This is a genomic window from Bradyrhizobium sp. UFLA05-125 (genome assembly GCF_059803515.1).
On record NZ_JBANBJ010000026.1, the window covers coordinates 79,333 to 106,222 of the forward strand.

Here is a 26,890-nt window from a genome sequence, read left to right on the forward strand (position 1 = left end):
GCGGCGGGCAAGCCGCCTCGTTCGACCTCACGGCGGTGCCGTCAGGCGGCGCGCACCGAACTCAGGAAGCGACCGACTTCGAGCTTCAGCCGGTTGCTGTCCGAGGCCAGCGATTGAGCGGCGGAGAGGACCTGCGAGGACGCGGACCCGGTTTCGGCTGCGCCGCGCTGCACGTCGGTGATGTTGGTGGAGACCTGGTGAGTTCCCTGGGCCGCCTGCTGCACGTTACGGGAGATTTCCTGAGTCGCAGCGCCTTGTTCTTCCACGGCGGCGGCGATGGTCGATGAGACTTCGGACAGCTTCTCGATCGTCCCCGAGATTTCCTTGATCGACGTGACCGAGTCCTGCGTTGCGGCCTGGATGCCGGAAATCTGCTGGCTGATCTCATCGGTCGCCTTGGCGGTCTGCTCAGCGAGCGCCTTCACCTCGGATGCCACCACCGCAAAGCCACGACCTGCGTCGCCGGCGCGCGCGGCTTCGATGGTTGCGTTCAGTGCAAGCAAATTGGTCTGGCTGGCGATGGTATTGATCAGCTCGACCACGTCGCTGATTCGCGCGGCCGCCTTCGACAACTCGCCGACGCGTTCGGTGGTTGCGCGCGCCTGACTGACAGCATCGCCGGCCATTCGCGCCGACTCCTGCACCTGGCGGCTGATCTCGCTGACCGACGAGGACAGCTCCTCGGTCGCCGACGCGACCGATTGCACGTTGGCGGAAGCCTGTTCCGAAGCCGCCGCAACGGTGGTCGCAAGCTGCTGGGAGTGATCGGCGCTCGTCGTCAGCGTGCCGGCGGAGGCTTCCAACTCGGTCGAAGCCGAGGACACGGTCTCGACGATCTGGCCGACCGCCGACTCGAAGCTGTCTGCGAGCCGAACCATGTCAGCCTTGCGCTGTGCTGCGGCGTGTGCGTCGGCTTCCTTCTGCTCGGCCTCCATGCGGAATTTGGCGAGGCCGTTTTCCTTGAAGGCAAGTGCCGTCTTGGCGACTTCGCCGACCTCATCCCTGCGATCGGTACTGTGAACTTCGACGTCGTAATTACCCGTAGCAAGTTGCTGGAGCAGGGCGACGATGGAGCGGATTGGACGGGCGACACCGAACTGGCCGATCAGCACGCCGAACAACGTTCCGGCGAGGACGCTCGCGATCGAGATCACGATCAGGGTTTTCGACGTCGAAGCATATTCGTCCGAGGTCTTCTGCGAGTATTCCTGGACCCTATCGTCCAATCGCTCGGCAACGGCCTTGAGTTCGGACGACAGTTTTTCTGCTGCGGTCCGGCTCTTCGCGACGGCATCGCGTAGCTTCGCCGCAGTGTCCGTGATCTTCTGGGACGCTGCGGCATCAGTCGCCGACATCGTATCGTTCAGCGCCTGTTCGTAGACGGACAATGCCTGGTGCACACCCGGAAGCATAGCCTGGACTTTGCCGTCGGTCGTCTTGCCGACTGCCTCCATCAACTCGCGAAACTGCGCGAGCATCTCCTCGATGGCCTTGCGGGTCTTGCCGTGCTCGCCCGCCGGGTCGAGCGCGGCGCGGAGCTCGGCCTGATTCATGGCAACGACCCGTTGGCGTGCACGCGCCGCCTCGAGCGTGCGCTTGGCGGAAACCGCCATTCTCTCGGCATTTTCGTTCTGCTCGGCCAGTGTCGTAATGGCGAGGTAAGATAGCGCGCCCATCAGAACAGCGAGCAGGAGGACGATCGAAAGGATTTTCGGAAGGATGCGGAAACGGCCAAGGAAAAGCATAGATTTTCCATTCAATAGGCTTTGCAACGTAGGCTCAGCGGCCGCCCCGGATCGACCGGCTGAATGCCTGCGTACAATTGTCGCAGGCACATCGATATTTGGTTAAAATGGATCACCGGGACTCTACGGGTTTCCTGAGAGAAGCCGGCGAGTGTCCAGCGGATGGTTGCCACGAGCACCGCGATCAGAGCCGTCGGCGTGACGAGCAGAACGAGCTTGAGGGATTGCTGGGCGCCGATCTCGATTTGCTCGTGGCGAAGCACGACCAGCCACAGGATGGTGGCGAGTGAGCCGGTGATCGAAAAGTTCGGGCCGGATCGATGCCGATCAGGATGGCGCTGACGACGGGCGCAGGTAGGTGATCGCTCGCCACGATTGATCCGGCAACGAGACCGACGGCTCGGCTCAGGCGAGCCGCCATGTTTTGCGTCGATGATGGCATTATGCCCCTGATTTGCCCGACGTGTCAAATCGATTTCGGAAAATACGTATGGCATGCCGCCGGCAGTCGTCGGCTACTTTGCATGGGGTTGTTTTCGACATTTTTGTTGCGGGCCTCGTGCCGGGCCTCATCTCAACATGCCCCGAGGCTACGTGAACGACTGACCATGCTCATCTGATCGCGGCCGCGAGTGCCGCGATCAGGGCCGGCGGCGTCACGATCAGGCCCAGCTTAAGGAACGGCCAGGCACCGACCTCGATCTTCTCGCGGCGCAGTGCCACCAGCCACAGGATGGTGGCGAGCGAGCCGGTGATCGAGAAGTTCGGTCCCAGGTCGACGCCGATCAGGATCGCACTGACGACTGACGTCGGCAGGTGATCGCTGGCGACGATCGATCCGGCGACGAGCCCGACCGGCAGATTGTTGGCAATGTTGTCGGCGATCGCAGTCGCGATCCCGACGCTCCAGGCGGCCTTGGGCACGGACTGGGCGACGGCCTCATGCAGCAGGGCGCTGAGATGGCCGATCACGCCGGTCTTGATCAGTGCCTCCACCATCACGAAGAGGCCGCCGACGAGCGGCAGCACGCTCCATGACACGTGCTTGAGCACCGGTACGGGCGACTGCCGGCTGAGCAGCAAAACGAGGGCGGTCGTCACCGCGCCGCAGATGAAGGTGGGCAGGCCCAGTTGCTTATCGAGCGCGGAGGCCGTGATCAGCACGACGCCGATCGCGGCAATGCCGATGGCGGTCAGTTTGCCGCCCCGGCTGAGCCGCTTGTGTGCCACCTTGTGCTCGATGGCTTCCTCCTTCAGCGCGCGATGCTGGGTGAGGCGGAGAACGACGTAAGTGAGCACGATCGAGGCGAGCGAGGGTAGCGCAAACAGGCGGAGCCATTCTGTCAGATGCGGCATGTGCGCGCCGAACACCACGAGGTTGGCGGGGTTCGAGATCGGCAGCACGAAGCTCGCGGCGTTGGCAATAAAGGCGCAGACGAAGAGATAGGGCAGCGGCTGCGCGCCGGCCGCCCGCGTCGCGGCGTAGACTGCCGGCGTCAACACGATCGCGGTGGCGTCGTTCGACAGGAACACGGTCACCAGCGTGCCGACGAGGTAGATCAGCAGAAACAGCCGCTGCGGCGAGCCCCGGGCATATTCGACTGCGAGCGCGGCAAGGTAGTCGAACAGGCCTTCGAGCCGGGCGAGCTCGGCGATCAGCATCATGCCGATCAGAAACAGATAGACGTCGATGCCCTTTTCGACGCCGGTCAGCGCGTCATCCCAGCTCAGGAAGCCGAACAGCACCAGCGCCGCGGCGCCCACCACTGCCCAGATCGCCTCGGGCAGGCGAAAGGGTCGGATGATGACGCCTGCGGTCGCAACGACGATGATGCTCCAGGCCCAATAGACGGCATGCGGCGCGATCGGCAATGTGGTCCTCGTTCGATGGCTATTGTGCAGCGATAGCCGAAGCCGGCCGCGCTGTCTTCCCCTGCGGACGCGACTGTGGACACCGCGTCTCAGGGAGGGCGAAGGAGCAGATTGCGGCGCCAATCGCGGCAACGGCGCCGAGGATGAGAAACGCAGCGCCGTAGCCGGCGCCGACCACGATCAACCCGGCCAGCGTCGTGGACAGGGCCGCGCCGATGCTTTGTGCGGTGATGATCGCGCCCTGTGCGACGTTGAAGCGGCCGGTGTTGCGCATGAGACCTGCGACGATGACGGGGAAAATCGCGCCGAAGATGCCTGCGCCGACACCGTCGAGCAGCTGCACGCCGACCAGCCAGAACGGGTTGTCAGAAAGAGTATAGAGCGCGCCCCGAATAGGCAGGATCAGGAGTGCGCCGAGGAAGAAGCGCTTATGGCCCCAGCGATCGGCCCTCGCGCCGACCAGCATCGCGAACGGCACCATCACGATTTGCGCCGCCACGATGCAGGCAGACATCAGGCTGGTGCCGAGATGCTTGTCCTGGAGGGCCAGCTTTTGGCCGACCAGCGGCAGCATCGCCGCGTTGGAGAGGTGGAACAGTGCGACGCAGATCGCGAAGACGAGCAGGGGCCGGCAAGTGAGCAGGATGCTGAGGCCTGACGGCTGCTCGCGGACTTCGCCAGCTTCGCTGTCGTGCAGGCCACGCGCGAGATCGTGGTCGATGGCGCTTTCCGGTATGCCGAGAATGCTGACGAGACTCGCAAGAGCCATGGCGGCGAGAAGGTAGAAGACGACGCTCGGTCCGAACCAGTAGGCCGCAATGCCGGCGATGGCGGCCGCCACCGCATTGCCCGCGTGATTGAAGGTCTCGTTGCGCCCGATCCGCGCCGTGAAGGCGCGGTGGCCGAAAATGCCGAGCGATACGGCGGCGATCGCGGGCGGAAATACAACCGCCGACGTGTGTGCCAGCCCTTGTGAGACGGCGACCGGCCAGAAACCTGGCCACACCGGAAGCAGGAGCGAGGATGCCGTTACCACGACCGCGGCAACGACCATCACCAGCCGTTTTGCCCTCGTTGCGTCGACCAGTGCGCCGGCTGGCGTCTGCGCCACGATGCCGGCGATCGTTGCGATCGACATCACGATGCCGATACGCGCCTCGTCCCATTGCTGCTCGGTCAGGAGATAGACGGCGAGATAAGGCCCAAGCCCGTCCCGGACTTCGGCAAGGAAGAAATTCGCCGCGTCCAGCGCGCGGCCGGCTTGTAGCTGTTGGTCGGGACTGCGCTTCGGCATCGGTCTCTCGATCGAGGCGCAGAACTCGCCCTGCGAGAAACCGATGTCGGATCAGATTGGTTCCGCTCAAATCAGCGCGAGCACTCCGTTACAGTTTCACGGCCAGCAGCACCGCGCCGGCGCCGATCATGGCGATGCCGAGCCAGCCTTGTGGTGTCGGACGCTCGCCGAGAAAGGCGAAGGCGAACAGTGCCACCAGCACGACACTGAGCTTGTCGATCGGTGCGACCAGCGTTGCCGGCCCGAGTTTTAGCGCGCGAAAGTAGCACAGCCATGATGCGCCGGTAGCGAGCCCCGACAGGATCAGGAACAGCCAGGTTTTCGACGAGATCGCCGATGGCGCGGCGAACTGGCCGGTGAGGAACAACAGCACCGAGAAGGCGAGCAGCACAACGATGGTGCGGATGAAGGTCGCAAGATCAGGATTGATGCTCTCCACCCCAACCTTGGCGAAGATCGCTGTCAGCGCGGCGAAGCAGGCGGACAGCAACGCCCAGGTCTGCCAGGCGGAGAGAAGGGCGGGTTTCATGGGGCATCCGATGCGTTGTCGTTCGGAGCTCGCCGCGTGCGTGGTCTATTCACCGCGCCACCGGCAGCTTTTCCGCCATCGCCTTGCGCAGGATGCGCGACAGCGACTCGACCGAATAGGGTTTCTGGATCAGCTCGAAGCCGCGATGGGCGCTTTCGGCGAGCACGTTGCTGTAGCCGGAGGTGAGCACCACCGGCAGGCCCGGATAGCGCTCGCGGATGAGGCCGGCGAGCTCGACGCCGTTCATGCCGGGCATGATGACGTCGGAGAACACGAGATCGACGGCGAACTCGTTCTCGCCAAGGATCGCCAGGGCGGCATTGGCGTTGGCGACACGGCGCACGACATAGCCGAGGTCCTCGAGCAGTTCGGTGGAGAAGCGGCCGACGTCGTCATTGTCCTCCACCACCAGCACGCGATAACCGCGCCCTGTGGCGGCGGGTTCGCTCATCAGCGACGCTGCCTGCGTGGCCAGGGTTGGGCTCGGCGCCTGCGGCAGATAGATCGTGAAGGTCGCGCCGTGTCCGATGCTGCTCTCGACCGCGATGTCGCCTTCGGACTGCTTTGCGAAGCCGAAGGCTTGGCTCAGGCCGAGCCCGGTGCCTTTGCCGACCTCCTTGGTCGTGAAGAAGGGCTCGAAGATGGCCTCGAGATTTTCCGGCGCAATACCCGAGCCGGTGTCGTGGATCGAGATCGCGACGAAATCGCCGCTGCGCGCCGATTGCGTGCGCAAGGCAGGGATGCCCTTGAGCTTGCGGACCGCGATGGTCAGGCGCCCCTCGTCCTTCATCGCATCGCGCGCGTTGATGGCGAGGTTGATCAGTGCGGTCTCGAACTGCGCGATGTCAGCGATGGTGAAGCAGTCGGGATCCTGTATCTCGACCGCGATCTCGATGCGGCCGCCGACCAGCGGCCGTACCAGTTGCGCCACGCTTTCGACCTGCATGCCGACGTTGAAGACCTGCGGCTTCAAAGGCTGCCGCCGCGCAAAGGCGAGCAACTGTGCCGTCAGGTTCGAGGCGCGCTCGACCGTCTCGGAGATCGCATCGACATAGCGCCGCCGCCGTTCCTCCGGCAGCTCGCGCCGGCGGAGGAAGTCGGTGGCCGAGCGGATGATGGTGAGGAGATTGTTGAAATCATGCGCGACGCCGCCGGTGAGCTGGCCGATCGCCTCCATCTTCTGCGACTGGCGCAGGGCCTCCTCGCCGCGCCGGCGCTCGGTGATGTCGACGGCCTCGGGCACGGCGCCGGAGATCTCGCCGTGCTGGTCGAGCAAGGGACGGATGCTGAAATCGAACCAGCGTTCGCCGATGGGAAGGCGGAGCTGCACCTCGATCCGCACCGCTTCGCCCTTCAGCACGGTGTCGAAAGCGTTGCGGACGACCGCGGTCATCCCTTCGGTCGCAGTGAACCATGGCGTGTCCCAGAACGGCTTTCCGATGACGTCTCGCGGCGCAGCGCGGATGCCGGCGAGCGCCGTCGTGTTGGCGAAGAGCAGATTGCCTTCGAGGTTGAGCAGGCCCTGGTACTGGTTGCTGGTCTCCAGGATCGCAAGCAGCCGAGCCTCGTTGGCTTCGAGCTGTGATGTGCGCTCGGTGATGCGCTCTTCCAGCGTTTCGTTGAGCTGCCTGAGCTCGATCTCCGCCTGCTTGGCGGCGGTGATGTCGTGGGCGACGCCGATGAAACCGATATGCTTGCCGTTGGGGTCCCAGCGCGGTTGGGATTCCGAGCGCAGCCAGCGCCACTGCCCGTCGGCGCGCCTGTAGCGTGCTTCCAGCACGAAGGGTTTTAGCGAGGCTTCGCCCTGCACGGATTGCTGGAGCACCTGGGGCAGGTCATCCGGGTGCAGCACCTTGCGCCAGTCGAAATCGATAGCCTCCTCGAAGGGCAGGCCGAGAAAGTCGACATAGGCCTGGTTGGCGAAGGAGCGTTTGCGGTCGAGCTTGGTGACCCAGATCGGCACCGGCGCGCTATCGGCGATCAGGCGAAAGCGCTCCTCGCTTTCCCGCAAGGTCGCCTGCGCCAGCATCTGGTCGGTGACGTCGAGGTCGGCGCCGACCAGCCGCACCGCCCGTCCGCTCGCGTCGCGCTCGATCTTGCCGACGACGCGTATCCAGCGCACCTCACCGTCGCTGGGGCGGATGATGCGGTAGGTGTCGGAGTAATCTTCGCTCTCGCTCTTGAGAATGCCGAACAGGTGCTTGACCGTCCGCTCGCGATCCTCCGGCTGGATGCGACCGACCCATTCCTCGTAGGTCTCGCTGGCGGCCTCCGGCGGCAGGCCGTGGATCAGAAGATATTCGGGAGTGCGCCGGTTCCTGACGCCGTCACGGAAATCGATCTCCAGGCCGCCGACGCCGGCGATGCGCTGGATGCGCGCAAGCTCAGCCTCGCGCTCCTGCAATACGCGATAGGCGTTGTCGCGCTCGCGGGCGATCTCCTCCAGATGCTGGCGCAGCCTTTCGGCGGCGATGGTCTCAGGCAAAGGATCGTTCAAGGGGGCGGCCGCTGTGATGCACGTGCCGGTGCAATTCTCACACAGTCCGGGCGCGATGGCTACCCATTGCAACGGCGTAAAGGGGATGATGTCGGAGAAGTGTGGACGGCGGATCAACGTCGCGCCTGAGGAATTTGTTCCGTTCGCAGGAACGATTAACGTCTCGAAGCGTCGTCGCCGGGCCCAAGATGGGTTCAAGTTAGGTTCGAGACAGGCTCAAGCAACTCCTGCCCGGGGGATGTAAACCTTGAAGTTATTTGTCTGCCAGGCCTGCAGCAACGTTCTCTATTTCGAGAACCGCGCCTGCGAACGCTGCGGGCACCGGGTTGCCTTCCTCCCCGAGAAGGAGGTGCTCTCTGCGATCGAACCTGACGGGACGGCCTGGACGGCGCTGGCGGACAAGGGCAAGGGCCGCATGCTGTGCGCCAATGCCGAGTTCGATGCCTGCAACTGGCTGACCGAGCCCGGCAGCAGCGATCTCTACTGCCGCGCCTGCCGGCACAACGGCACGGTGCCCGATCTGTCCGATCCGGCGCAGCTAGCCGGCTGGCGCGAGCTCGAGGTGGCCAAGCACCGGCTGTTCTACTCACTCTCGCGGTGGAAGCTGCCGCTGGCGACGCGGGCAGAGGACCCCGCGCACGGGCTGATCTTCAACTTCCTTGCCGATGATCCCTTCAGCGGCCAGCGGATCATGACCGGCCATGACAACGGCCTGATCACGATCGCGCTGACGGAAGCCAACGACATCGAACGCGAGCGGCGCAGGCTTGAGATGGGCGAGCCCTACCGGACGCTGCTCGGGCATTTCCGCCACGAGGTCGGGCACTATTTTTGGGATGTGCTGGTGCGCGACGGCGGCAAGCTCAACGAATTTCGCGCGATGTTCGGCGACGAACAAGTCGACTACGGGCAGGCGCTCCAGCGCCATTATGCGGAGGGGCCGCCGGCCGATTGGCAACAGAACTATGTTTCCGCCTACGCGACCACACATCCCTGGGAGGATTTCGCCGAGACCTGGGCCCACTACCTCCACATCGTCGATACGCTCGAGATGGCCTCCGAATTCGGCATGGAGGTGCGCCCCAGGATCGATCGAGCAGGCGAGCTGACGGCGCGGATCCGCTTCAACCCCTATGTGGCGGTTGATGTCGAGAGGCTCGTCAATGCATGGCTGCCCTTCACCTTTGCCATCAACAGTGTCAACCGGGCGATGGGCGCCCGCGACCTCTATCCTTTCATCCTGTCACCGGCGGTGATCGGGAAGCTGGGCTTTGTCCACGAGCTGGTGCGGGAAGCGGCTAAGCCGGCAGCAGATAGGGATCGATAAGGCCGGCTTTGAGAAGGCGATAAGGCCGGCCGGGATCGCTGGTAGGCCAGGGCGAGGACGGATTTAGACCGTTGCCTCCGGCCCATTTTGCTGTACCACGGACACATCACGGCCTGTCCCATCAGCCCGAACGGGTGAGGGAGAGGTCCCGCCCAAGGTCGAAGAACCAAGAAAAGCATGTTCAAACGCATTCTGATCGCCAATCGCGGCGAAATCGCCTGCCGGGTCATCAAGACTGCCCGCCGGATGGGAATTGAGACGGTCGCGGTCTATTCCGAGGCCGACCGCGATGCTCTGCATGTCGAGATGGCTGACGAGGCGGTCCTGATCGGCCCATCGGCCGCGGCTGAGAGCTATCTGGTGATCGAGAAGATCGTGGAGGCCTGCCGCAAGACGGGCGCAGAGGCCGTGCACCCCGGCTACGGCTTTCTGTCCGAGCGCGAGGCATTTCCGCGTGCGCTGGAGGCGGCCGGCATCGTCTTCATCGGCCCGAACCCCGGCGCGATCGCGGCGATGGGCGACAAAATCGAATCCAAGAAGGCGGCTGCCAAAGCCAAGGTCTCGACCGTGCCCGGCTATCTCGGCGTCATCGAGGACGACAAGCACGCGGTGCGCATTGCCGACGAGATCGGCTATCCCGTGATGATCAAGGCGTCCGCCGGCGGCGGCGGCAAGGGCATGCGCATTGCGCACTCGAAGAGCGAGGTCGCCGAAGGCTTCAATCTGGCGAAAGCGGAAGCCAAGGCTTCGTTCGGCGACGACCGCGTCTTCGTCGAAAAATTTATCGTCGATCCCCGTCACATCGAGATCCAGGTGCTTGGCGACAAGCACGGCAACGTGATCTATCTCGGCGAGCGCGAATGCTCGATCCAGCGTCGCAACCAGAAGGTCATCGAGGAGGCGCCGTCGCCGCTGCTCGACGAGACCACCCGCCGCAAGATGGGCGAGCAGGCGGTCGCTCTGGCGAAGGCCGTGCATTATGATTCCGCCGGCACCGTCGAATTCGTCGCGGGCCAGGACAAGAGCTTCTATTTCCTGGAGATGAACACCCGCCTCCAGGTCGAGCATCCGGTGACCGAGCTCGTCACCGGCATCGATCTCGTCGAGCAGATGATCCGGGTCGCTGCCGGCGAAAAGCTCACCATCGCGCAGAAGGACGTTGCGCTTACCGGCTGGGCGGTGGAGTCGCGTCTCTATGCCGAAGATCCCTTCCGCAACTTCCTGCCCTCGATCGGGCGCCTCGTGAAGTACCGCCCGCCGGCGGAGCTAAGCAAGGACGGCATCACGGTGCGCAACGACACCGGCGTGCAGGAGGGCGGGGAGATCTCGATCCACTATGATCCGATGATCGCCAAGCTCGTCACCCATGCGCCCTCGCGCGCCGCGGCCATCGAGGCGCAGGCGACCGCACTCGATGCGTTCTATGTCGACGGCATCCGTCACAACATTCCGTTCCTCTCCGCGCTGATGAACCATCCGCGCTGGCGCGAAGGACGGCTGTCGACCGGTTTCATCGCCGAGGAGTTTCCGAAGGGGTTTTCGGCGCGCGAGCCTGAAGGCGAGGTCGCGCGGCGGATCGCCGCCGTCGGCGCCGCCATCGATCACGTGCTCGGAGAGCGCAAGCGGCAGATTTCCGGCCAGCTCGGCGGCCGCGTCGTGCAGCGCGAGCGCCGCCGCGCGGTGTGGCTCGACCGCCAGGAGATCGCGCTCGAGATCGTGCGCGAAGGTGAAGCGATCGCGGTGCGTTTCCTTGATGCCGAGGGCAAGGCGGGCAATGCCCATCTCCTGGAATCGCCGTGGCGGCCGGGCGAACCGGTCTGGCAGGGCACAATCGACGGTCACTTCATCGCCGTGCAGGTGCGTCCCATTCCGAACGGCGTTCGGCTCGCCCATCAGGGCGTCGAGGTGCCGGTCTATGTCTGGACCGAGACGGAAGCGTCGTCCGCGCGACTGATGCCGGTGACCACGGCCTCCGACACCGGCAAGAAGCTGCTTTGCCCGATGCCCGGCCTGGTGGTCTCGATTGCGGTGACGGAAGGGCAGGAGATCAAGGCCGGCGAGACGCTTGCGGTCGTCGAAGCTATGAAAATGCAGAACGTGCTGCGCGCCGAGCGCGACGGTACGGTAAAGAAGATCCACGCCAGCGCCGGCGCCACGCTCGCGGTGGACGCGCTGATCCTGGAGTTTGCGTAAGGCAGCGACGCGGTTCTAAATGTAGACCCTCCCCCTGAGGAACGCGCACTTCGCGCGCGTCTCGAAGGGCGAGGCCGAGAGCGGGGCCTTCGTCCTTCGTGACGCGCGTTCCGCGCTCCTCAGGACGAGGAACTGGGAGCGACGAAACCATGGCCTTCCTTCAACGCCGCGAGAAACTGCGATCGATCCTCACCGGGCAGGGCTGCGTTCGTCCCGGCTCGGTCTATGACGCGATCTCGATCCGCATTGCAGAGGAGCTCGGCTTTCCGCTCGGTATGTTCGGCGGCTCGGTGGCCTCGCTCGCCGTGCTCGGCGATCCCGACATCGCGCTGATCACGCTCACGGAACTTGCCGAGCAGATGCGACGGATGTCGCGGGCCTCCGCGTTGCCAGTGCTGGTCGATGCCGATCACGGCTACGGCAACGCGCTCAACGTCCGTCGGACGGTGCAGGAGCTGGAGACCGCGGGCTGCGCCGGCCTCACCATCGAGGACACGCTGCTGCCGCAGGCGTTTGGCGAAGCGAAGACGCAGCTCATCTCGCTGGAGGAGGGCGTCGGCAAGATGAAGGCCGCGCTCGATGGCCGCAGCGATCCCTCGCTGGTCATCATGGGCCGTACGGGCGCCGCCGCAGTCACCTCGATAGAGGACACTATCAAGCGTGCGCAGGCCTATGAGGCCACCGGCGTCGACGCCTTATTCTTCACCGGCATCAAGTCGCGCGCCGAGCTCGAGGCAATCGCAACGGCGACGCGCCTGCCGATCGTGCTGGGCGGTGTGCCGGACGAGCTGAATGCGCTCGACTATCTGGCGGGCCAGCGTGTGCGTGTCGCGCTGCAAGGCCACGCGCCGATTGCTGCGGCAATGCAGGCCGTCTACGAGACGCTGAAGGCGCTGCGCGACGGGACGCCGCCGAAGAACCTCAGCGGTCTCGCATCGTCGGAGCTGACCGGCCGCATCATGCGTGAGGCCGACGTGAAAGCGCGCAGTGCCGACTTCCTCGGGTTGAAGAGATGAGCCGCGCCATCCTCCAGGTCATGATCCGCGGCCGCGTGCAAGGCGTCGGCTATCGCGCCTGGGTCGAATACCAGGCGAGCGCGAGCGGGCTGGAAGGCTGGGTGCGCAACCGCCGCGACGGCAGCGTGGAGGCGTTGTTTGCTGGGTCGCCGACCCGCGTCGCCGAAATGGTGGCGTTGTGCCGGCATGGTCCGCCGTCCTCGCGCGTCGACAACGTCACCAGCGAAACCGCAGGCGAGGACGATTTGAACCTGCGGCGGGCAGGGGAAGTGTTCTCGGTATTGCCGACGGTGTAGATTCACCGCGGCAGCTTGGCGATGGCGTCGCTGAGCTCGTGGATCTCGTAGGGCTTGCGCAGGATCGGGAAATCGCCGCGCACATCGGAGGCGGCGTCGCTGTAGCCGGTCGCGAGCAGGATCGGCAGGCCGGGACGGATCTGACGCAGGCGATGGGCGAGGGTGAGGCCGTCCATCTTGCCGGGCATCACGATGTCGGAGAACACGAAGTCGACGCCATCGTGCTCGATCTCGCGCAGCGCTTCCTCCGCATCCGCGACGCGGCGCACCTGATAGCCGAGCTGTTCCAGGAGCCCTGTGCTGACGACCGCGACGTCCGGATTGTCCTCGACCAGCAGCACGGTTCCGCTGCCGCGCGAGGGCGTAACGGCCGCTTCGCGCTGTGGTTCGCTCGTCTCGCGCCGCAGGAGAATGGCAAACGTCGTGCCCTTGCCGAGCTCGCTTTCCACCCTCACGGTGCCGCCGGCCTGATGGGCAAAGCCGTGCACCTGGGACAGGCCGAGCCCGGTGCCCTTGCCGACCGGCTTGGTCGTGAAGAACGGCTCGAAGATCTTGTCGAGCACGTCGGAGGGGATGCCGAGGCCAGTGTCGGCAACGCTGATGGCGACGAACTCGCCGGCGTGAAGCGGGTCGGACAGCACCTCGTTACGGGCGCCGATCGTCACGGTGCCACCGTCGGGCATTGCGTCGCGCGCATTGATCACGAGATTGAGCAGTGCTGTCTCTAGCTCTGAGACGTCGGCCCTGACCGGCCAGACGTTGCGATCGATGTCGAAGGCGAGCTGCACTGTGCTGCCGAGACCGGCATGGAGCACCTCGCGGATCGCGTCGATCCGCTCGCCGAAATGGATCGATTGCGGATTGACGCTCTGCCGCCGGGCAAAGGTCAGGAGCTGGGCTGTCAGCGCGGCACCGCGCTTGGTTGCCGTGTCGATCGCGGAGATCGCACGCTCCAGCTTGGCGTCGGACTCGGCGCCCCTCTTGAGAACATGAAGGCTGCCGCTGATGATCATCAAGAGGTTGTTGAAGTCGTGTGCGACGCCGCCGGTGAGCTGGCCGAGCGCATCGAACTTCTGGGACTCTGCGAGCTGCTTCTGCATCGCTTCGAGCTTGAGCTCGGCGTTGCGGCGTTCGGTGATGTCGCGGGTGATCTTGGCAAATCCGATGAGATCGCCGTCCTCGTAGATCGGATCGATCACGACGCTTGCCCAGAAGAAGGTGCCGTCCTTGCGGACGCGCCAGCCTTCTTCCTCGTAGCGGCCCTGTTCCCGCGCGATTCTGAGCGCGCGCGCGGGCTTGCCATTGGCGCGGTCGATTTCGGTATAGAAGCGGGAGAAATGCTGGCCGACGATCTCCTCGGGCGAATAGCCCTTGATGCGCTGACCGCCGATGTTCCAGCTGGTGATGACGCCGGTGGGATCGAGCATATAGAGCGCGTAATCGGCAACCCCCTCGACCAACAGCCTGAAACTCCGTTCGCTATCGAACAAGTCTCTCTGTTGTCTGAACTTTTGCGCCATTCTGGACCCCGCCTCGACGGGGACAAACGCCTCGATCCCGATCTTTGTTCCGCGCGCCTGAGCCCTTTTTAGGCAAATGCCGGGAACAGTATGCAAGGCAAAGACTTCAAGGGACCGCTTGACAGGAAATCAATACAGTCAGATATTTCTGTTATGACAGAAATAACCGGTAAAAAGAAGCTGCCCGCCGCCGTCGAGCGCTTCATCCTGCACTGGGGTGACATGGGAGACGAGTGGGGCGTCAATCGCTCGGTCAGCCAGATCCATGGGCTGCTCTATCTCGCGGAAGCGTCGATGACGGCGGAGGACATCGCCGAGACGCTCGGCATGGCGCGGTCCAACGTCTCCAACTCGATCAAGGAGCTTCTGGCCTGGAATTTGATCCGGCGCGTGCCGATCCTCGGCGACCGCCGCGATCATTTCGAGGCCGAGACCGACATCTGGGAGATAGCGGCGCGCATCGCGGCGCGGCGCAAGGAGCGGGAGATCGATCCTGCGGTTGCGGCCTTGCGGACCTGCGTCACGGACGCCGCCGATGATCCCGCGATCAGTCCTGTCGCGGCCAAGCGACTGAAGGAGATGCTCGCTTTCACCGAGCTCGCCGACCACTGGTTCATGCAGATGTTGAAAGTACCGCGGCCGCGGCTGATCGCGCTGATGAAGCTCGGCGAGAAGATCGCCAATCTGCTGCCGCTGGGTAAGACCAAATAGCGCAAGGGAGGGCTGCGATGACGTCGGCAAGATTACCAGGCTCCCGCGCATCGTCCCCCGCTCACACCAAATTACTCGATGATCGTCGCTTCCGTGCGCTGTTGTCGGACGAGGATTGGGGGCGCCTGCCGCTTGCGACCTGGCGGCGTTTTTCCAAGCGCGTATGCGACGGTGACAGCGTCGTCTATGTCGGCGTCGTCGATGAGGTCAGCTTCAGCGATCTCGGCTGGTGGTTCGCGCAGGCCGCGCGCCTGATCGGCGGGCCGTTGCCGACCGGCCGCGACATCGGCGTGCCCATGATCGTCACGGTCACCGAGGATGCGAGGAGCGGCGGCCAGACCTGGACGCGCATCTGCGCGCGCAGGAACGGCTTTCCGCAAGTCATCCACTCCGCCAAGCGCTTCGAGGGGCCGACCGGTCTCGAGGAATATGTCGGCTTCGGCGTCTCGATGGCGCTGCGCATCTCGGTCGTGGACGAGGTGCTGGAGTTTCGCAGCGCCGGCTACGGACTCCAGATCGGCCGGCTCTGGCTGCGGCTGCCGAAATGGCTGACGCCGGGCGATCTCACGGTAACGCATCGCGATCTCGGCGATGGCGCCTTCCGTTTCACCCTCGACGTCACCCACCCGCGGTACGGCGCGCTGATCCACCAGTCCGCCGTGTTCAAGGAGGCCGTATCATGACCCCGCTGTTGTGGACTCTCATCGCCATCCAGATCGTGATGGGGGTGTTCGACACCTTCTATCACCACGAATTCACCGAGCGCCTGGCCTGGCGGCCGTCGCAGCGTTTCGAGCTGAAACTTCACGCCGTGCGCAACATACTCTATGCGCTGCTGTTCCTGCTGCTCGGCTGGCTCGAGGTGCATGGGGTGCTTGCCGTTGTCATCGTCGCGGTGCTGATCGCCGAGATCGTCATCACACTGATGGATTTCGTCGAGGAGGATATGAGCCGCAAGCTGCCGCCGAGCGAGCGGATCAACCACACGCTGCTGGCGATCAACTACGGCGCCATCCTGGTTCTGCTGCTACCGGTCCTGATCGGCTGGGCCGTGCAGCCGCTTGGTGTGACGATCGCTTATCACGGCCTGCTCAGCATTGCCGCGACCGCCTGCGCGGTTGGCGCGGCGCTGTGCGGCCTGCGCGATTTTGCGGTTACGCGGCGGCTTGCCCGCATGACAAGCGCGCCCGCGCACGGCCTCGTCGACAAGCTCGCCGGTCGCCAGACCGTGCTGATCACCGGCGCGACCGGCTTCATCGGCAGCCGGCTTGCCGCAAGCCTTGCCGGAGCCGGGCATGAGGTCATCGCGCTCATCCGCAATCCCGTGAAAGCGGAGATGCTGCCGCCGCCGGTGACGCTGATCACGAGTCTCGATCAGATTTCGCCGGACACGTCTATCGACGTCATCGTCAACCTCGCCGGTGAGCCGATCGGCAATGGCCTGTGGACAGAGACCAAGCGGGCGGAGATCCTCAACTCACGGATCAACATGACGAGTGAGGTCGTAAGGTTGATCGCGCGGCTGGCGCGCAAGCCGGCCGTGCTGGTCTCCGGTTCCGCGATCGGCTGGTACGGACTGTGGGCCGATCAGGTGCTGACGGAATCCGCGAAATCGCACGCCTGCTTCAGTCATGAGCTGTGCGATGCCTGGGAGAAGGCGGCGCGGCCGGCGGAGGAGCACGGCGTTCGCGTGGTCTGCTTGCGCATCGGCCTCGTGCTCGGAACCGAAGGCGGTTTCATCACGCGCATGTTGACGTCGTTCGAGTTCGGGCTTGGCGGGCCGCTCGGCACGGGCCGGCAATGGATGTCCTGGATCGAGCGCGACGATCTCGTCCGCCTTATCGCCTATGTCATCGCCACCCCCGATCTCGCCGGCCCCATCAACGCGACCGCACCGATCCCCGTGACCAACGCAAAGTTCACCGACGAGCTTGCACGCCGCCTGCGTCGGCCCGCGGTGTTGCGCATTCCGGCGAGCCTGCTCCGCCGGATCGGTGGCGGTTTTGCCGACGAACTCCTGCTTGGTGGCCAGCGCGTGCTGCCGAACAAGGTGCTGAGCCGCGGTTTTGTCTTCAGGCACGAAACGCTGCGCAGCGCGTTCGAGGCGATTTTGTGAGGCTTAGGCGGCGGCACTGCGAAAGGTCGCTGCCACCGTACGCAGTGCTGCGAGCTTGGCGGGGTCGCTGACCTTCGAGTAGAGCATCACTTTTGACGCGCCAAGTTTTGGCAGCTTGTGCACCGGGCCGATATCGACCAGCCCAGGCGGTGCAATCCGCCGCGCCAGTGGCGTCACGGCAAGGCCTGCGAGCGCGGCGGCGACCACAGCGGTTACGCCGCCACCGACGAAGCGCTCGCGCCAGGGGATGCCGGCTTTGTCGAGCGCGCGTACGGCGATGGCGCGCACGCCGCAGGGTGGGGACAGGGTTGCGAGCTGCAGCGCTTCGCCTTTCGGAACGGTGAAACGTCTCGACGCGAACCAGCCGAACGCGTCCTCGGCGAGCTTCTCGCCGCCGCGCCGGCTGCCTTCCTGACGCACGATCACCGCATCAAGCTCGCCTTTATCGTAGGCGTCGAGCATCTCACGCGTAAAGCCGATGGTGACGGCCAGGGTAAGGTTTGAGGACATCGCGTGCAGACGCTCGAGCAGTGGTACGAGCTCGGGTCCTGCGGCATGATCGGAAATGCCGAGCGAGAGGGACTGTGCGGCCGGTGCCTCGTCCGAAAGCGCACGGTCATGCGCCGCCACCAGTGCGCGGGCGCGATCGAGAAAATCTGCGCCGTGGGCCGTCAGCCTGACCGCACGCGGCGAGCGCTCGACGAGGCGCTTTCCAAGCAGCGCTTCGAGACGCTGCAGCTTGAGGCTCACAGCCGCCTGCGTTGTCCCGAGCGCCTCAGCCGCGCGCGTAAAGCTCTGGAGGTCGGCGACCAGCAGGAAGGCCTGCACCGTGGCGATGTCGAGCGTTGCTGTCATTTCAGTGGGTTATCATTGATATCAGCATAGATAAGATACCAAAATGATAGAGCAAGGTCTAGTTTACCCTGGACGCGCGCGACGACAGCGCGCCCTTCAAGGAGAACGACCATGCCTCTGATAACCGTGTCCTATTCGACCTCCCGCCAGTCGTCGTCGCTCAAGGCCGACATCGCCAGCGCGGTCTCCGAGCTCACCGCAAAGATCCTGCACAAGGATCCCAAGGTCACCGCGATCATCGTGAAATCGGTCGACGCGAACGACTGGTTCGCCGGCGGAAAATCGCTCGCGGAGCAGCAGCTCGCGAGCTACTGGATCGACATCCATGTGTCCGAAGGCACAAACACCAAGGACGAGAAGGCCGCCTATCTCGCCGCCATGTTCAAGCGCATGGCCGAGATATTGGGCCCGTTGCACCACGAGACGTACCTGCATGTCGACGAGGTGAGGGCCGATGCCTACGGCTTTGGCGGCCTCACCCAGGAGCGGCGCTACATCGCCGGCAAGCTCGAAGTCACGCCGGAGCGCGCGGCTGCTTAAGCCGCGGCCTCCGGCAGCAGGGCCTTGGTGGGCCCGAACAGCTCCTCAAAGGCCCGCCGCAGCGCGACATCGACATCGGCCATCGTGACGAGGTGGCCGAGGTCGACCAGCGAGGTCACGCCGTAACGGGGATCAACGACGCCGCAGGGCACGATCCCCGAGAAATGCGACAGGTCCGGCTCGACATTGATGGCGATGCCGTGGAACGACACCCAGCGCTTCAGCCGCACGCCGATCGCGGCGATCTTGTCCTCGTGGCCCCGCCCTTTGTCTGGCCGCTTCACCCAGACGCCGACCCGGTCCTCGCGGCGCTCGCCCCGGACGTTGAAGGCATCGAGCGTGCGCAAAATCCATTCCTCCAGGCTCGCGACAAAGGCTCGCACGTCCGGCCGGCGGCGCTTGAGGTCAAGCATTACATAGGCCACCCGCTGGCCGGGCCCGTGATAGGTCAGTTGCCCGCCGCGCCCCGCGGCGAAGGTGGGGAAGCGCGGATCGAGCAGGTCGGACGCCTTGGCAGAGGTGCCGGAGGTATAAAGCGGGGGGTGCTCGAGGAGCCAGACCAGCTCGGGCGCTTCGCCCGCCGCAATGGCCGCCACACGCGTCGCCATGGCTGCGACAGCCTCGGGATAGGGCACCGGGGTGTCCGAGATCCGCCACTCCACGGGCTGGCCCGAGGAGGCTGAAAACGGCGTCAAATCGAGGTCTTGGCGGGTGTTTTCGGGCTTATTAACCATTGGCTAACCATAACGTGGTGATCATCACAGGCGCAAATGCAGAGTCTCCAGTTGCGGCGGTGCTGACGTGCCCACTCTCGATAAAGTCACCGTGGATCTCATGGTCGTCCTCGGGACCACCACCATGCCGATCCACCAGGTATTACGTCTTTCCCGCGGCGCCATCATCGAACTGGACGCAACCGAGGCCGACGAGGTCAAGGTTTTGGCCAATAATCTGCCCGTCGCTAGCGGCGTCGTGCTGGTCGACCGCAACCGGATCGCGGTCGAGGTCAAGCAGATGCTGCCGCGCTCGCCCGGGACCCGATAACCGCGCGGGCAGGGCGAAACTTTCCTCAGAAGCTTGTGGAATTTGCGGCCTCAGCAGGCTTGTACCCCCCTGATGGATTTGTTAGATCGGCGCCGGTTGATCCGGCCGGCGCGAGCCCAAGCCGGTTTCTTAAGCGCTCGTGGCGGAACTGGTAGACGCGCTGCCTTGAGGTGGCAGTGGGTAACACCGTGGGGGTTCGAGTCCCTCCGAGCGCACCATTTTCACGCTTGGGCGTTGAAATCTCAGGATTTCCTTCGCCAATTGCTCTCAGAAGTTACAATTCTGTTCTTTATCGTCCGACATTGCCAAATCGGCGATGTTCTGCAGTTGAGCGATCGGCTCGTTCATGCCGTCGAATCCGTGCCGCTCGCGGCCGTCCTTCGATGTTGGTCGACGGCATTTTCGTGTCTTTCCAACCGAACATCACCATCATTTGTGGAATCGTTGCGGCCGCAAAAGCCACATCCTCGGCACACGCCGTCCCCACGCCACGACCGTTCATCTTGGCGCGTTCCCGGCAAGACGAACCAACCTCTTGAACTTGGCGGGCCACGCTTTCTTTGCAGCACCCTCTTGGCGCAAAGCGCAAGTCAAGTTCAGTGAACGACCAATAGCCCGCTTTTAGGGGGACACAAGCAGGTACTATCTTCGGTAGCAAGGATTGAGGGCACCGCGCGCCAATGGGGTTGCCCGGGAAATCGGGCCGCGCGAGTGTGGATTCGTTCGATAGTTCGGATATGGTAGTTTCGGCAATTTGCAGAAGGATTGAAATCGACCCCGCCGGGAGGAAGTCATGCTCGACACTACGCTCAACGCGCGCGTCCAGGTCTTTCTTGACAAATTCGAAGCGGCTCTTGCGGCAAGTGATCTCGACGCCGCCGTAGCGATGTTCGCTTCGGAATGCTACTGGCGCGACCTCGTTGCCTTCACATGGAACATAAAGACCTTGGAAGGCCGCGATCAGGTGCGGGAGATGCTCAGCTCTTGCCTCGCGCGCACAAAGCCGAGCAACTGGAAAATCGCCGATGGGGAAAGCGCGACTGAAGCCGGCGGCGTAACCGAGTGCTGGATCTCGTTCGAGACTGAAGTCGCACGCGGCTACGGCTTGGTCCGCCTCCAGAACGGCCAGATCTGGACGCTGCTGACGACGATGGTCGAGCTGAAAGGTCACGAGGAAAAGGCGGGCTTCACACGGCCGCTCGGCGCCCGGCACGGCTTCAATCCTGGCGCCAAAACGTGGAAAGAGTTGCGCGACGAGGAAACCGAGCAACTCGGCATCAAGACCCAGCCCTACGTGCTCATCATAGGCGGCGGCCAAGGAGGCATCGCGCTCGGAGCCCGGTTGCGCCAGCTTGGTGTGCCGACCATCATCGTCGAGAAGAACGAGCGTGCCGGCGATTCCTGGCGCAACCGCTACAAGTCGCTCTGCCTGCATGACCCGGTCTGGTATGATCATTTGCCATACATCGACTTCCCGAAGAACTGGCCGGTATTTTCGCCGAAGGACAAGATCGGCGACTGGCTGGAGATGTACACCAAGGTCATGGAGCTGAACTACTGGACCGGTACCACGGTCAAGCACGCCGACTGGGACGACGCCCACAAGGAATGGACCGTCGCGGTCGAGCGGAATGGCAAGGAAATCACGCTGAAGCCAAAGCAGCTCGTGTTTGCGACCGGTATGTCGGCCAAGCCGAACATGCCGCAGTTCAGAGGCATGGACACTTTCAAGGGCGAGCAACACCATTCCTCGCGTCATCCAGGTGCCGACCGTTGCAAGGGGAAAAAGGTAGTTGTAATCGGCTCGAACAATTCGGCGCATGACATCTGCGCCGCGCTGTACGAGGCCGGCGTCGACGTGACCATGGTGCAGCGCTCGACCACCCATATCGTGCGCTCGGATTCGCTGATGGCATCGATTGCGGATCTCTATTCCGAGCGTGCCGTCCGCGGCGGCATGACCACGGCGAAGGCTGATCTGATTTTCGCCTCGCTGCCCTACAGGATTCTGGCTGGGCTTCAAAAGCCGGTCTACGACAAGATCCGCGAGGACGACGCCGAATTTTATGCGGGGCTAACGAAAGCCGGTTTCCGGCTCGATTTCGGCGACGATGAGTCCGGGCTGTTCATGAAATATCTGCGGCGTGGCTCCGGCTATTACATCGATGTTGGCGCCTCGCAGCTCATCATCGATGGCAAGGTCAAGCTGGCTGCAGGTCAGGTCGAGGAAATCACGCCTAACGGTGTCAGGCTCGACGATGGCAAGGAACTGCCCGCCGATGTGATCGTCTATGCGACCGGCTACACCTCGATGAACGGCTTTGTTGCCGACCTTATCAGCCGGGACATGGCCGACAAGGTCGGCAAGGTCTGGGGGCTCGGGTCGAGCACGACCAAGGACCCCGGCCCATGGGAAGGCGAACAGCGCAACATGTGGAAGCCGACACAGCAGGAAGGCTTATGGTTCCACGGCGGTAATCTGCATCAGTCGCGCCACTACTCGCAATTCCTTTCTCTGCAGTTGAAGGCACGCTCCGAGGGCATCCCGACGCCGGTTTATGGCCTGCAGACCGTTCATCACAAGGCCTGAACTTTGACCGCTCGCAGGTGCTCGCGGCGGATTTGCGCGCTTAGGAGGAGGATTCTTCCGGGCTAGGAACCGAAGCGATTCAGTCAAGATCAAGGTGCGACGCTCTCGCGCAGTCGGCGGAGCTGGGAGCGGAGCCGCTCGCAGCCCAATTCTTTCTCAAACTTGGAGATCGCCTCGAGCGTAGGTTCAGCACGCACGCTCAGCAAACGCGCCATGTCACGTGTGCAAGTGTCTTCGGAACGAGTAGGCTCATTCTGCGCCTGCTGTTTCGGAGCCGTTTGCGGCGCCGAAGTCCCGTCAGGCAGAGCAGTATCGCCGACGTAACTTTCGAACAAGCGCTGCACTTGGGGGCGCAGCCGACTGCATGCGACCTCGCGTTGGAAGTTGATGATTTCTTCTGGCGTGGGGTTGGCGCGCAGACGCGCCAGCCTCGCTTCGTCGCGGACACATGGGTCCGTGATCTGGGAGGCCGCCGGCGCCGGAGGCGGCGGCTTTGAGAGCCCTGCGTTTACGGCTGGCGGCGTGGTTGGCGGTACCGGCGCTGGACTGACCATGGGCGGCTTCGGCAGGGTCGGCACAACCGCCGGTGGCGCTGGCGCAGCCGCGACGGGCGGCGCCGGCGCGACTTTTGGTGCGTCCGACGGTGACACCAAGGAGATGGTCGCGCCGCCGAGGGAGCCATAGATGAACGGCTCCTGACGTCCGCCGGTCATGGCGATCACCGCATCGCGGACACGACCAAGTGCGATCCGAATGTCGACGCCGGGCTCGGCAAGGTATTTCAGCAGCGCGATTGCATAGGGACTGTTGACGCCGTCGCCGTCGTAAGAAATCGAGCCGGCTTTTGCGGCGTAGGCCACCAGCGTATCGGCCCCGACTTCATCAAGCTTTGCGAGTCCGCCCCTCGCCGGTGTGCGGCCTGCCGAGCGCAGCTTGGCTGCAAAGGGGTTGTCACGGCAGGCGTCAAGCAGGATCAAGCGCAGGCGGCGCACCGGCTGCAGCGCCCAGATGATGCGGTCGAGCGCGATAGCCTCGTCGTCGACGTCGTAATCGCGGCTCAGCCGCGCATCCACCGGGATAAGATAATTGGTGCCGCCGATCTCAAGGCCGTGGCCGGCGTAGTAGACCACCGCCATATCGGCGTTCTCCGCCGTGATGAGGAATTCCCGCACGGTGCGCTTGAACTCGACGACGCCAAGATCGTTGCGCGAAATAACGACTTCAAAGCCGATCGATTTGAACAACGCGGCGATCGCATTTGAGTCGTTGATGGTATTGGACAGCGTGGACGCGTTTTTATAGGCGGAGTTTCCGACCACCAGCGCCACGCGACGCTCCGCTGCTGCCGCATTGGCAAACGTTGCGCCGACAAGGCAGAGGCCGCAGATCAAGAGGTGGCGCAGTTTCATCGCTGCATCAATATCCATAACTCCGCCATGAGCGATGGCGGTACTTGGAGCGCTTTCTCGGTGGCTGGCCGCTCTCCGTCACGGTGACGTTGATGACGTCGGAGTACACCGGCGGATCGTGCGGCACGTGGGCGAAATCGGCGAACAGCAGGCGCAGCTTGTGTTGGCCGACCGGAAGGGTGATCTTCGCTTCGGTCTGGCCGGCACCGAAGTGCAGGTGGTTGAAGTCGTTAGGGATCGGCTGGTCGAGCGGAGGCAGCTCGGCATCGACGAGCAAATGATGATGGCCAGTGTTGGGCTTGTCGTAGCCCGCCGGAGCCACGCCCATATTCAACAGGCCAAAACGGATCACTGGGTTCGGAGAAATATAGGAGCCGTTCTTTGGATAGATGAAATAAACTTTGGCATCCTTCGGTGACGGGTGACGTCCGCCGGCCGGAGCTTGAACCGTCGCAGGAGCGGCTTGGGCCGCCGCGGGGGTGGTCTGGTCAGTCACCTTGACCTTAATCCGCTCGGAGACCACCGGCGGCGAATGCGGAACGTGATTCTTGTCGCCGAACACGAGCTGCAAGGTGTGCTCGCCGGGCGTCAGTGAAATCTCTGCCTCAGTTTGTCCCGCGCCGAAATGCAGGTGCTGGAAGTCGTTTGGAATTTCGGAATTCAGTGGCGGCGTCGGCGCGTCAATGATCAGATGATGGTGACCGCTATTGGCGCGGTCGGAACCCGCCGGCGCCACGCCCATTCCATGCAGCCCGAAATGCAGGGTCGTCTTGGTTGGCAGCGTGTCGCCATCTTTCAACCCGATGAAGTAAACAGCAGCCCCGGGCGGCGACGGCGTCGGCCCGCCGGTCTGGGCCTGCGCCTGCACGGCGTGGCAAAGCATCAAACTGGCGATAAATGGAACCAAAACCAATGTCAGCAATCGTTGCATCATCGCAATTTTCCCAATGCATGGACCACAATCTGGACCGCACTAGTCGCGGGAATCTGAAATAATTGCGCGTCGACAGTAACCCCGTCCGGAAAAATGAAGGGGGAATGAAACGATATCCCTTTGCCGCCCAATGTAAACCGAAATTCGGCGCCGCGCCCGTCGCCTTGCCGGTTGCGGCCGAATGAAGCATGTTATGCCGCATTGAATGTGACGTGTGCATACTCCCGATCGTTCGAGCCGACCGGAGATCACGACATGAGATCCGCTGTCTTGTCCGTGTTTTTGCTATTCGCGCTGGTTGAATTTGCGAGTACTGCAGCGAGCGTCGAGCGAGGGCTGAGCAACGGCCCGTCTGCCGACCCGCCTTCCGCGTCATCCGATACCAGGGTAGCTCAGCAGAGCGCCAATCCGGAGCCGGGAGAGCTAATTCGCGATTGCGACAATTGTCCCGAGCTTGTGATCGTGCCGCCGGGCGAGTTCGTGATGGGATCGAATGACACGCCCTATGAGAAGCCTGAGCACCAGATCAGCATTCGCAAGCCCTTCGCCATTGGCCGCCGCGAGGTGACGTTCGCGGAATGGGATCAGTGCGCGGATATTGGTGCGTGCAAGGTGCGCCCCGAGGATCACGGCTGGGGACGTGGCGACCGGCCGGTTATCAATGTCAGCTGGGAGGACGCCAAGCTGTTCGTTGCCTGGCTGTCGCAGAGAACCGGACAAAAATACCGTCTGCCCAGTGAGGCGGAATGGGAATATGCCGCGCGTGCGGGAACCAGAACGCCGTTCTGGTGGGGCAAGGACATCGGCACTGGTCATGCGCAGTGCGACGGCTGTGGCAGTCCGATCAAGCAGCAGGTCGTGCCAGCGGGCTCGTTCCGGCCAAACGGCTTTGGGCTCTATGACACATCGGGTAATGCTGCGGAATGGGTCGAGGACTGCTGGAACGACTCCTATCGCAATGCGCCGAAGGATGCCTCGGCCTGGACGTCGGGCGACTGCCGCCTGCGGGTGCTGCGCGGGGGCAACTTCCTCAGCAAGGGCAGTGACGTCAGATCGTCGGCGAGGTTTCGCTACGACGTTGACGTCCGCTATTACGCCAACGGCTTTCGTGTCGTGCGGGAGTTGCAGTAGTCATGGCGCTCGCGGGAATGATGCGCTCGATGGTTGCGGTACTACTCTTGTTGGCTGCGGCTAGTCCCGCCGCTTGGGCGCAATCCTACTCCACCAGTGGGCACGTCGGTTATCTCCACGAGTGGGAGATTGCGGGAAGTCTCGCGAAAGCGGCATCGCGCCCGGCCGCGGACTATTCGGGAACGGTCACGCTGCGGCATGTCGGCCTGTGCAGCGTCAATGGCGTCGAGCAGAAGCAGGCACGCGTCCAGGTAAAAGTTTCGTCCGGACGGCTGGAAGGCATGTTGATCATGGACGACGATGAATGCCGTATCGTCGCATCCGGATCATCAGGCTCGGGGCTACTGACGTGTCGCAACGGACAAGGCGTTCCGATCGATCTCCTGATTGGCAACGCGGTCGCGACCGAGACGTCCGACCGCGCCATTCCCACCCCTTGAACGGGTCGCGCGACGACTGTCCGTAAGAGACGTGGTGATCGACCGCGCATTGAGACCCGAGCGCGTCTTCTGATCACGCGTGACGTTCGAACGCCCAGATACGGAAGCGCTGTTTCAGCGGCGCATGTCGATCACGCGCACATGTCCTGGTTCAGTCGCGAGTTCCAACGCATTCGAGTACCGCTCGCTGGGGCGATGCGAATGCAAGAGCGCTCTGCTTCATCATGCGTGACTCCGCGCACAGAGTTCGGTGCCGACGAGGCCTATGTCAAATCATCGAACGGCAATCACGCGGTTCGACTTCACCCAAAGGGAAAACACTATGTTTCGCTCCATCCTCCTCGTCTCGGCGGCCGTGCTCTCGCTCGCGTCTTCGGCCTATGCCGGCAACTCGTCCTCGATCGTGCAGAACGGCAACAACAACGGTGCCGAGACCTTCCAGCGCGGTCGCGACAACGACAGCCAGGTCGTTCAGTTCGGTAACGGCAACGGCGCCGCTGTCCACCAGGTCGGCCGCAACAACAACGCCGGTATCGGCCAGAACGGTGACGGCAACTGGGCCGGTGTGTTTCAGCGCCGCCACTAAGCCGGTAGCTGAGCGATCCCACATCGCGCGGAAAGGAGTCGTGCCGGGCCGGTCCCTCACACTCCTTTCCGTCTCGCAAACCTCGAAAGGACCACATCCATGAGAAAGCTTCTGTTGATTGCCAGTGCCGCGCTGAGCCTGGTCTCCGCTCCGGCATTCGCCGGCGGCATCACCGCCTGCGTGCATGCGAGGACCCAGATCGGCAACGGCGCGAGTGACAGCGTCAGCCAGAACTGCCAGTACAA

23 protein-coding genes, 1 tRNA gene and 1 pseudogene are annotated in these 26,890 nt (G+C 63.6%); 14 read left to right on the plus strand and 11 right to left on the minus strand.

The window, feature by feature from the left end; genetic code table 11:
• Positions 1-41: 41 nt before the first annotated feature.
• The 6 genes and pseudogenes from SO156_RS22855 to SO156_RS22880 all read right to left on the minus strand — a co-directional run bounded on the left by SO156_RS22855 (position 42) and on the right by SO156_RS22880 (position 7,937).
• The gene (locus SO156_RS22855; RefSeq protein ID WP_498536301.1) at positions 42-1,745 is read right to left on the minus strand and encodes a methyl-accepting chemotaxis protein; all 1,704 of its coding nucleotides are present in this window, start codon (positions 1,743-1,745) and stop codon (positions 42-44) included.
• 158 nt (positions 1,746-1,903) lie between these two features.
• A pseudogene (locus SO156_RS22860) lies at positions 1,904-2,145 on the minus strand (ArsB/NhaD family transporter); the annotation flags it as partial.
• Positions 2,146-2,357: 212 nt separating this feature from the next.
• Positions 2,358-3,611, minus strand: a complete 1,254-nt coding sequence (locus tag SO156_RS22865; RefSeq protein WP_498536319.1) for an arsenic transporter — start codon at positions 3,609-3,611, stop codon at positions 2,358-2,360.
• A gap of 25 nt (positions 3,612-3,636) precedes the next feature.
• Positions 3,637-4,911 carry an MFS transporter gene (locus tag SO156_RS22870; RefSeq protein WP_498536302.1) on the minus strand — a complete coding sequence of 425 codons (1,275 nt, stop codon included), beginning with the start codon at positions 4,909-4,911 and terminating at the stop codon, positions 3,637-3,639.
• 88 nt (positions 4,912-4,999) lie between these two features.
• The gene (locus SO156_RS22875; RefSeq protein ID WP_458148641.1) at positions 5,000-5,440 is read right to left on the minus strand and encodes an EamA family transporter; all 441 of its coding nucleotides are present in this window, start codon (positions 5,438-5,440) and stop codon (positions 5,000-5,002) included.
• A 49-nt stretch (positions 5,441-5,489) separates the two neighbouring features.
• Entirely contained in the window at positions 5,490-7,937 is a 2,448-nt protein-coding gene (locus SO156_RS22880) for a PAS domain S-box protein (protein WP_458148640.1), read from the minus strand.
• A 247-nt stretch (positions 7,938-8,184) separates the two neighbouring features.
• Between SO156_RS22880 and SO156_RS22885 the strand changes: the two genes are divergently transcribed.
• From SO156_RS22885 to SO156_RS22900, 4 genes are all read left to right on the plus strand, one after another.
• Positions 8,185-9,264: a zinc-binding metallopeptidase family protein gene (locus SO156_RS22885; protein ID WP_498536303.1), complete on the plus strand. Its 1,080-nt coding sequence runs from the start codon at positions 8,185-8,187 to the stop codon at positions 9,262-9,264.
• A 177-nt stretch (positions 9,265-9,441) separates the two neighbouring features.
• Positions 9,442-11,457, plus strand: coding sequence for an acetyl-CoA carboxylase biotin carboxylase subunit (locus tag SO156_RS22890; RefSeq protein WP_498536304.1), 2,016 nt, complete (start codon positions 9,442-9,444; stop codon positions 11,455-11,457).
• 149 nt (positions 11,458-11,606) lie between these two features.
• Positions 11,607-12,473, plus strand: coding sequence for an isocitrate lyase/PEP mutase family protein (locus SO156_RS22895; RefSeq protein WP_498536305.1), 867 nt, complete (start codon positions 11,607-11,609; stop codon positions 12,471-12,473).
• Positions 12,470-12,769 (plus strand): acylphosphatase, encoded by a 300-nt coding sequence (locus SO156_RS22900; protein WP_458148428.1) that lies wholly within the window; start codon positions 12,470-12,472, stop codon positions 12,767-12,769. The genes SO156_RS22895 and SO156_RS22900 overlap by 4 nt, the downstream gene beginning before the upstream one ends.
• 2 nt (positions 12,770-12,771) lie before the next feature.
• On the opposite strand, the gene SO156_RS22905 is transcribed toward SO156_RS22900, so the two are convergent.
• Positions 12,772-14,289, minus strand: a complete 1,518-nt coding sequence (locus tag SO156_RS22905) for a PAS domain-containing hybrid sensor histidine kinase/response regulator family protein (RefSeq protein ID WP_498536306.1) — start codon at positions 14,287-14,289, stop codon at positions 12,772-12,774.
• 153 nt (positions 14,290-14,442) lie between these two features.
• Here SO156_RS22905 and SO156_RS22910 point away from each other — a divergent pair, with 153 nt between their 5' ends.
• The 3 genes from SO156_RS22910 to SO156_RS22920 are packed head-to-tail and all read left to right on the plus strand — an operon-like array spanning position 14,443 to position 17,116.
• Complete coding sequence (locus SO156_RS22910; RefSeq protein WP_458148426.1) at positions 14,443-15,000, plus strand: GbsR/MarR family transcriptional regulator; 558 nt, start codon at positions 14,443-14,445, stop codon at positions 14,998-15,000.
• 17 nt (positions 15,001-15,017) lie between these two features.
• Positions 15,018-15,683 carry a DUF4166 domain-containing protein gene (locus SO156_RS22915; protein ID WP_498536307.1) on the plus strand — a complete coding sequence of 222 codons (666 nt, stop codon included), beginning with the start codon at positions 15,018-15,020 and terminating at the stop codon, positions 15,681-15,683.
• Positions 15,680-17,116, plus strand: a complete 1,437-nt coding sequence (locus SO156_RS22920) for a TIGR01777 family oxidoreductase (RefSeq protein WP_498536308.1) — start codon at positions 15,680-15,682, stop codon at positions 17,114-17,116. Before SO156_RS22915 ends, SO156_RS22920 begins: the two co-directional genes overlap by 4 nt.
• 3 nt (positions 17,117-17,119) lie before the next feature.
• On the opposite strand, the gene SO156_RS22925 is transcribed toward SO156_RS22920, so the two are convergent.
• Entirely contained in the window at positions 17,120-17,971 is an 852-nt protein-coding gene (locus SO156_RS22925) for a LysR family transcriptional regulator (RefSeq protein ID WP_498536309.1), read from the minus strand.
• A gap of 111 nt (positions 17,972-18,082) precedes the next feature.
• On the opposite strand from SO156_RS22925, the gene SO156_RS22930 reads away from it, so the two are divergent.
• Positions 18,083-18,511: a tautomerase family protein gene (locus tag SO156_RS22930; RefSeq protein WP_458148422.1), complete on the plus strand. Its 429-nt coding sequence runs from the start codon at positions 18,083-18,085 to the stop codon at positions 18,509-18,511.
• Here SO156_RS22930 and lipB read toward each other — a convergent pair.
• On the minus strand, positions 18,508-19,245 hold the full coding sequence (gene lipB, locus SO156_RS22935; RefSeq protein ID WP_498536310.1) for a lipoyl(octanoyl) transferase LipB: 738 nt from the start codon (positions 19,243-19,245) through the stop codon (positions 18,508-18,510). The two genes, SO156_RS22930 and lipB, sit on opposite strands and share 4 nt — an antisense overlap.
• A 67-nt stretch (positions 19,246-19,312) precedes the next feature.
• Between lipB and SO156_RS22940 the strand changes: the two genes are divergently transcribed.
• The 3 genes from SO156_RS22940 (at position 19,313) to SO156_RS22950 (ending at position 22,145) form a co-directional block, all read left to right on the plus strand.
• Positions 19,313-19,555 carry a FliM/FliN family flagellar motor switch protein gene (locus tag SO156_RS22940; RefSeq protein WP_018647371.1) on the plus strand — a complete coding sequence of 81 codons (243 nt, stop codon included), beginning with the start codon at positions 19,313-19,315 and terminating at the stop codon, positions 19,553-19,555.
• A gap of 133 nt (positions 19,556-19,688) precedes the next feature.
• A tRNA-Leu gene (locus tag SO156_RS22945) sits at positions 19,689-19,773 on the plus strand.
• Positions 19,774-20,348: 575 nt separating this feature from the next.
• Positions 20,349-22,145, plus strand: a complete 1,797-nt coding sequence (locus tag SO156_RS22950; RefSeq protein ID WP_498536311.1) for a flavin-containing monooxygenase — start codon at positions 20,349-20,351, stop codon at positions 22,143-22,145.
• An 89-nt stretch (positions 22,146-22,234) separates the two neighbouring features.
• Here SO156_RS22950 and SO156_RS22955 read toward each other — a convergent pair whose 3' ends face one another.
• Positions 22,235-23,554 carry a caspase family protein gene (locus SO156_RS22955; protein ID WP_498536312.1) on the minus strand — a complete coding sequence of 440 codons (1,320 nt, stop codon included), beginning with the start codon at positions 23,552-23,554 and terminating at the stop codon, positions 22,235-22,237.
• A gap of 7 nt (positions 23,555-23,561) precedes the next feature.
• On the minus strand, positions 23,562-24,488 hold the full coding sequence (locus SO156_RS22960; protein WP_498536313.1) for a DUF4399 domain-containing protein: 927 nt from the start codon (positions 24,486-24,488) through the stop codon (positions 23,562-23,564).
• A 255-nt stretch (positions 24,489-24,743) separates the two neighbouring features.
• Here SO156_RS22960 and SO156_RS22965 point away from each other — a divergent pair, with 255 nt between their 5' ends.
• From SO156_RS22965 to SO156_RS22975, 3 genes are all read left to right on the plus strand, one after another.
• Positions 24,744-25,619 carry a formylglycine-generating enzyme family protein gene (locus SO156_RS22965; RefSeq protein WP_458151625.1) on the plus strand — a complete coding sequence of 292 codons (876 nt, stop codon included), beginning with the start codon at positions 24,744-24,746 and terminating at the stop codon, positions 25,617-25,619.
• 2 nt (positions 25,620-25,621) lie between these two features.
• Positions 25,622-26,059 (plus strand): hypothetical protein, encoded by a 438-nt coding sequence (locus tag SO156_RS22970; protein WP_498536314.1) that lies wholly within the window; start codon positions 25,622-25,624, stop codon positions 26,057-26,059.
• Between the two features lie 322 nt (positions 26,060-26,381).
• Positions 26,382-26,645: a hypothetical protein gene (locus SO156_RS22975; protein WP_458151627.1), complete on the plus strand. Its 264-nt coding sequence runs from the start codon at positions 26,382-26,384 to the stop codon at positions 26,643-26,645.
• Positions 26,646-26,890 lie beyond the last annotated feature (245 nt).

Bases quoted from the DNA above. Each gene is read 5' to 3' on its own strand.
- SO156_RS22855 (WP_498536301.1), bottom strand. From the start codon at position 1,745: ATGCTTTTCCTTGGCCGTTTCCGCATCCTTCCGAAAATCCTTTCGATC.
- SO156_RS22870 (WP_498536302.1), bottom strand. From the start codon at position 4,911: ATGCCGAAGCGCAGTCCCGACCAACAGCTACAAGCCGGCCGCGCGCTG.
- SO156_RS22875 (WP_458148641.1), bottom strand. From the start codon at position 5,440: ATGAAACCCGCCCTTCTCTCCGCCTGGCAGACCTGGGCGTTGCTGTCC.
- SO156_RS22890 (WP_498536304.1), top strand. From the start codon at position 9,442: ATGTTCAAACGCATTCTGATCGCCAATCGCGGCGAAATCGCCTGCCGG.
- SO156_RS22895 (WP_498536305.1), top strand. From the start codon at position 11,607: ATGGCCTTCCTTCAACGCCGCGAGAAACTGCGATCGATCCTCACCGGG.
- SO156_RS22900 (WP_458148428.1), top strand. From the start codon at position 12,470: ATGAGCCGCGCCATCCTCCAGGTCATGATCCGCGGCCGCGTGCAAGGC.
- SO156_RS22905 (WP_498536306.1), bottom strand. From the start codon at position 14,289: ATGGCGCAAAAGTTCAGACAACAGAGAGACTTGTTCGATAGCGAACGG.
- SO156_RS22910 (WP_458148426.1), top strand. From the start codon at position 14,443: ATGACAGAAATAACCGGTAAAAAGAAGCTGCCCGCCGCCGTCGAGCGC.
- SO156_RS22915 (WP_498536307.1), top strand. From the start codon at position 15,018: ATGACGTCGGCAAGATTACCAGGCTCCCGCGCATCGTCCCCCGCTCAC.
- SO156_RS22920 (WP_498536308.1), top strand. From the start codon at position 15,680: ATGACCCCGCTGTTGTGGACTCTCATCGCCATCCAGATCGTGATGGGG.
- SO156_RS22925 (WP_498536309.1), bottom strand. From the start codon at position 17,971: ATGACAGCAACGCTCGACATCGCCACGGTGCAGGCCTTCCTGCTGGTC.
- SO156_RS22930 (WP_458148422.1), top strand. From the start codon at position 18,083: ATGCCTCTGATAACCGTGTCCTATTCGACCTCCCGCCAGTCGTCGTCG.
- lipB (WP_498536310.1), bottom strand. From the start codon at position 19,245: ATGGTTAATAAGCCCGAAAACACCCGCCAAGACCTCGATTTGACGCCG.
- SO156_RS22950 (WP_498536311.1), top strand. From the start codon at position 20,349: ATGCTCGACACTACGCTCAACGCGCGCGTCCAGGTCTTTCTTGACAAA.
- SO156_RS22955 (WP_498536312.1), bottom strand. From the start codon at position 23,554: ATGAAACTGCGCCACCTCTTGATCTGCGGCCTCTGCCTTGTCGGCGCA.
- SO156_RS22960 (WP_498536313.1), bottom strand. From the start codon at position 24,488: ATGATGCAACGATTGCTGACATTGGTTTTGGTTCCATTTATCGCCAGT.
- SO156_RS22965 (WP_458151625.1), top strand. From the start codon at position 24,744: ATGAGATCCGCTGTCTTGTCCGTGTTTTTGCTATTCGCGCTGGTTGAA.
- SO156_RS22970 (WP_498536314.1), top strand. From the start codon at position 25,622: ATGGCGCTCGCGGGAATGATGCGCTCGATGGTTGCGGTACTACTCTTG.
- SO156_RS22975 (WP_458151627.1), top strand. From the start codon at position 26,382: ATGTTTCGCTCCATCCTCCTCGTCTCGGCGGCCGTGCTCTCGCTCGCG.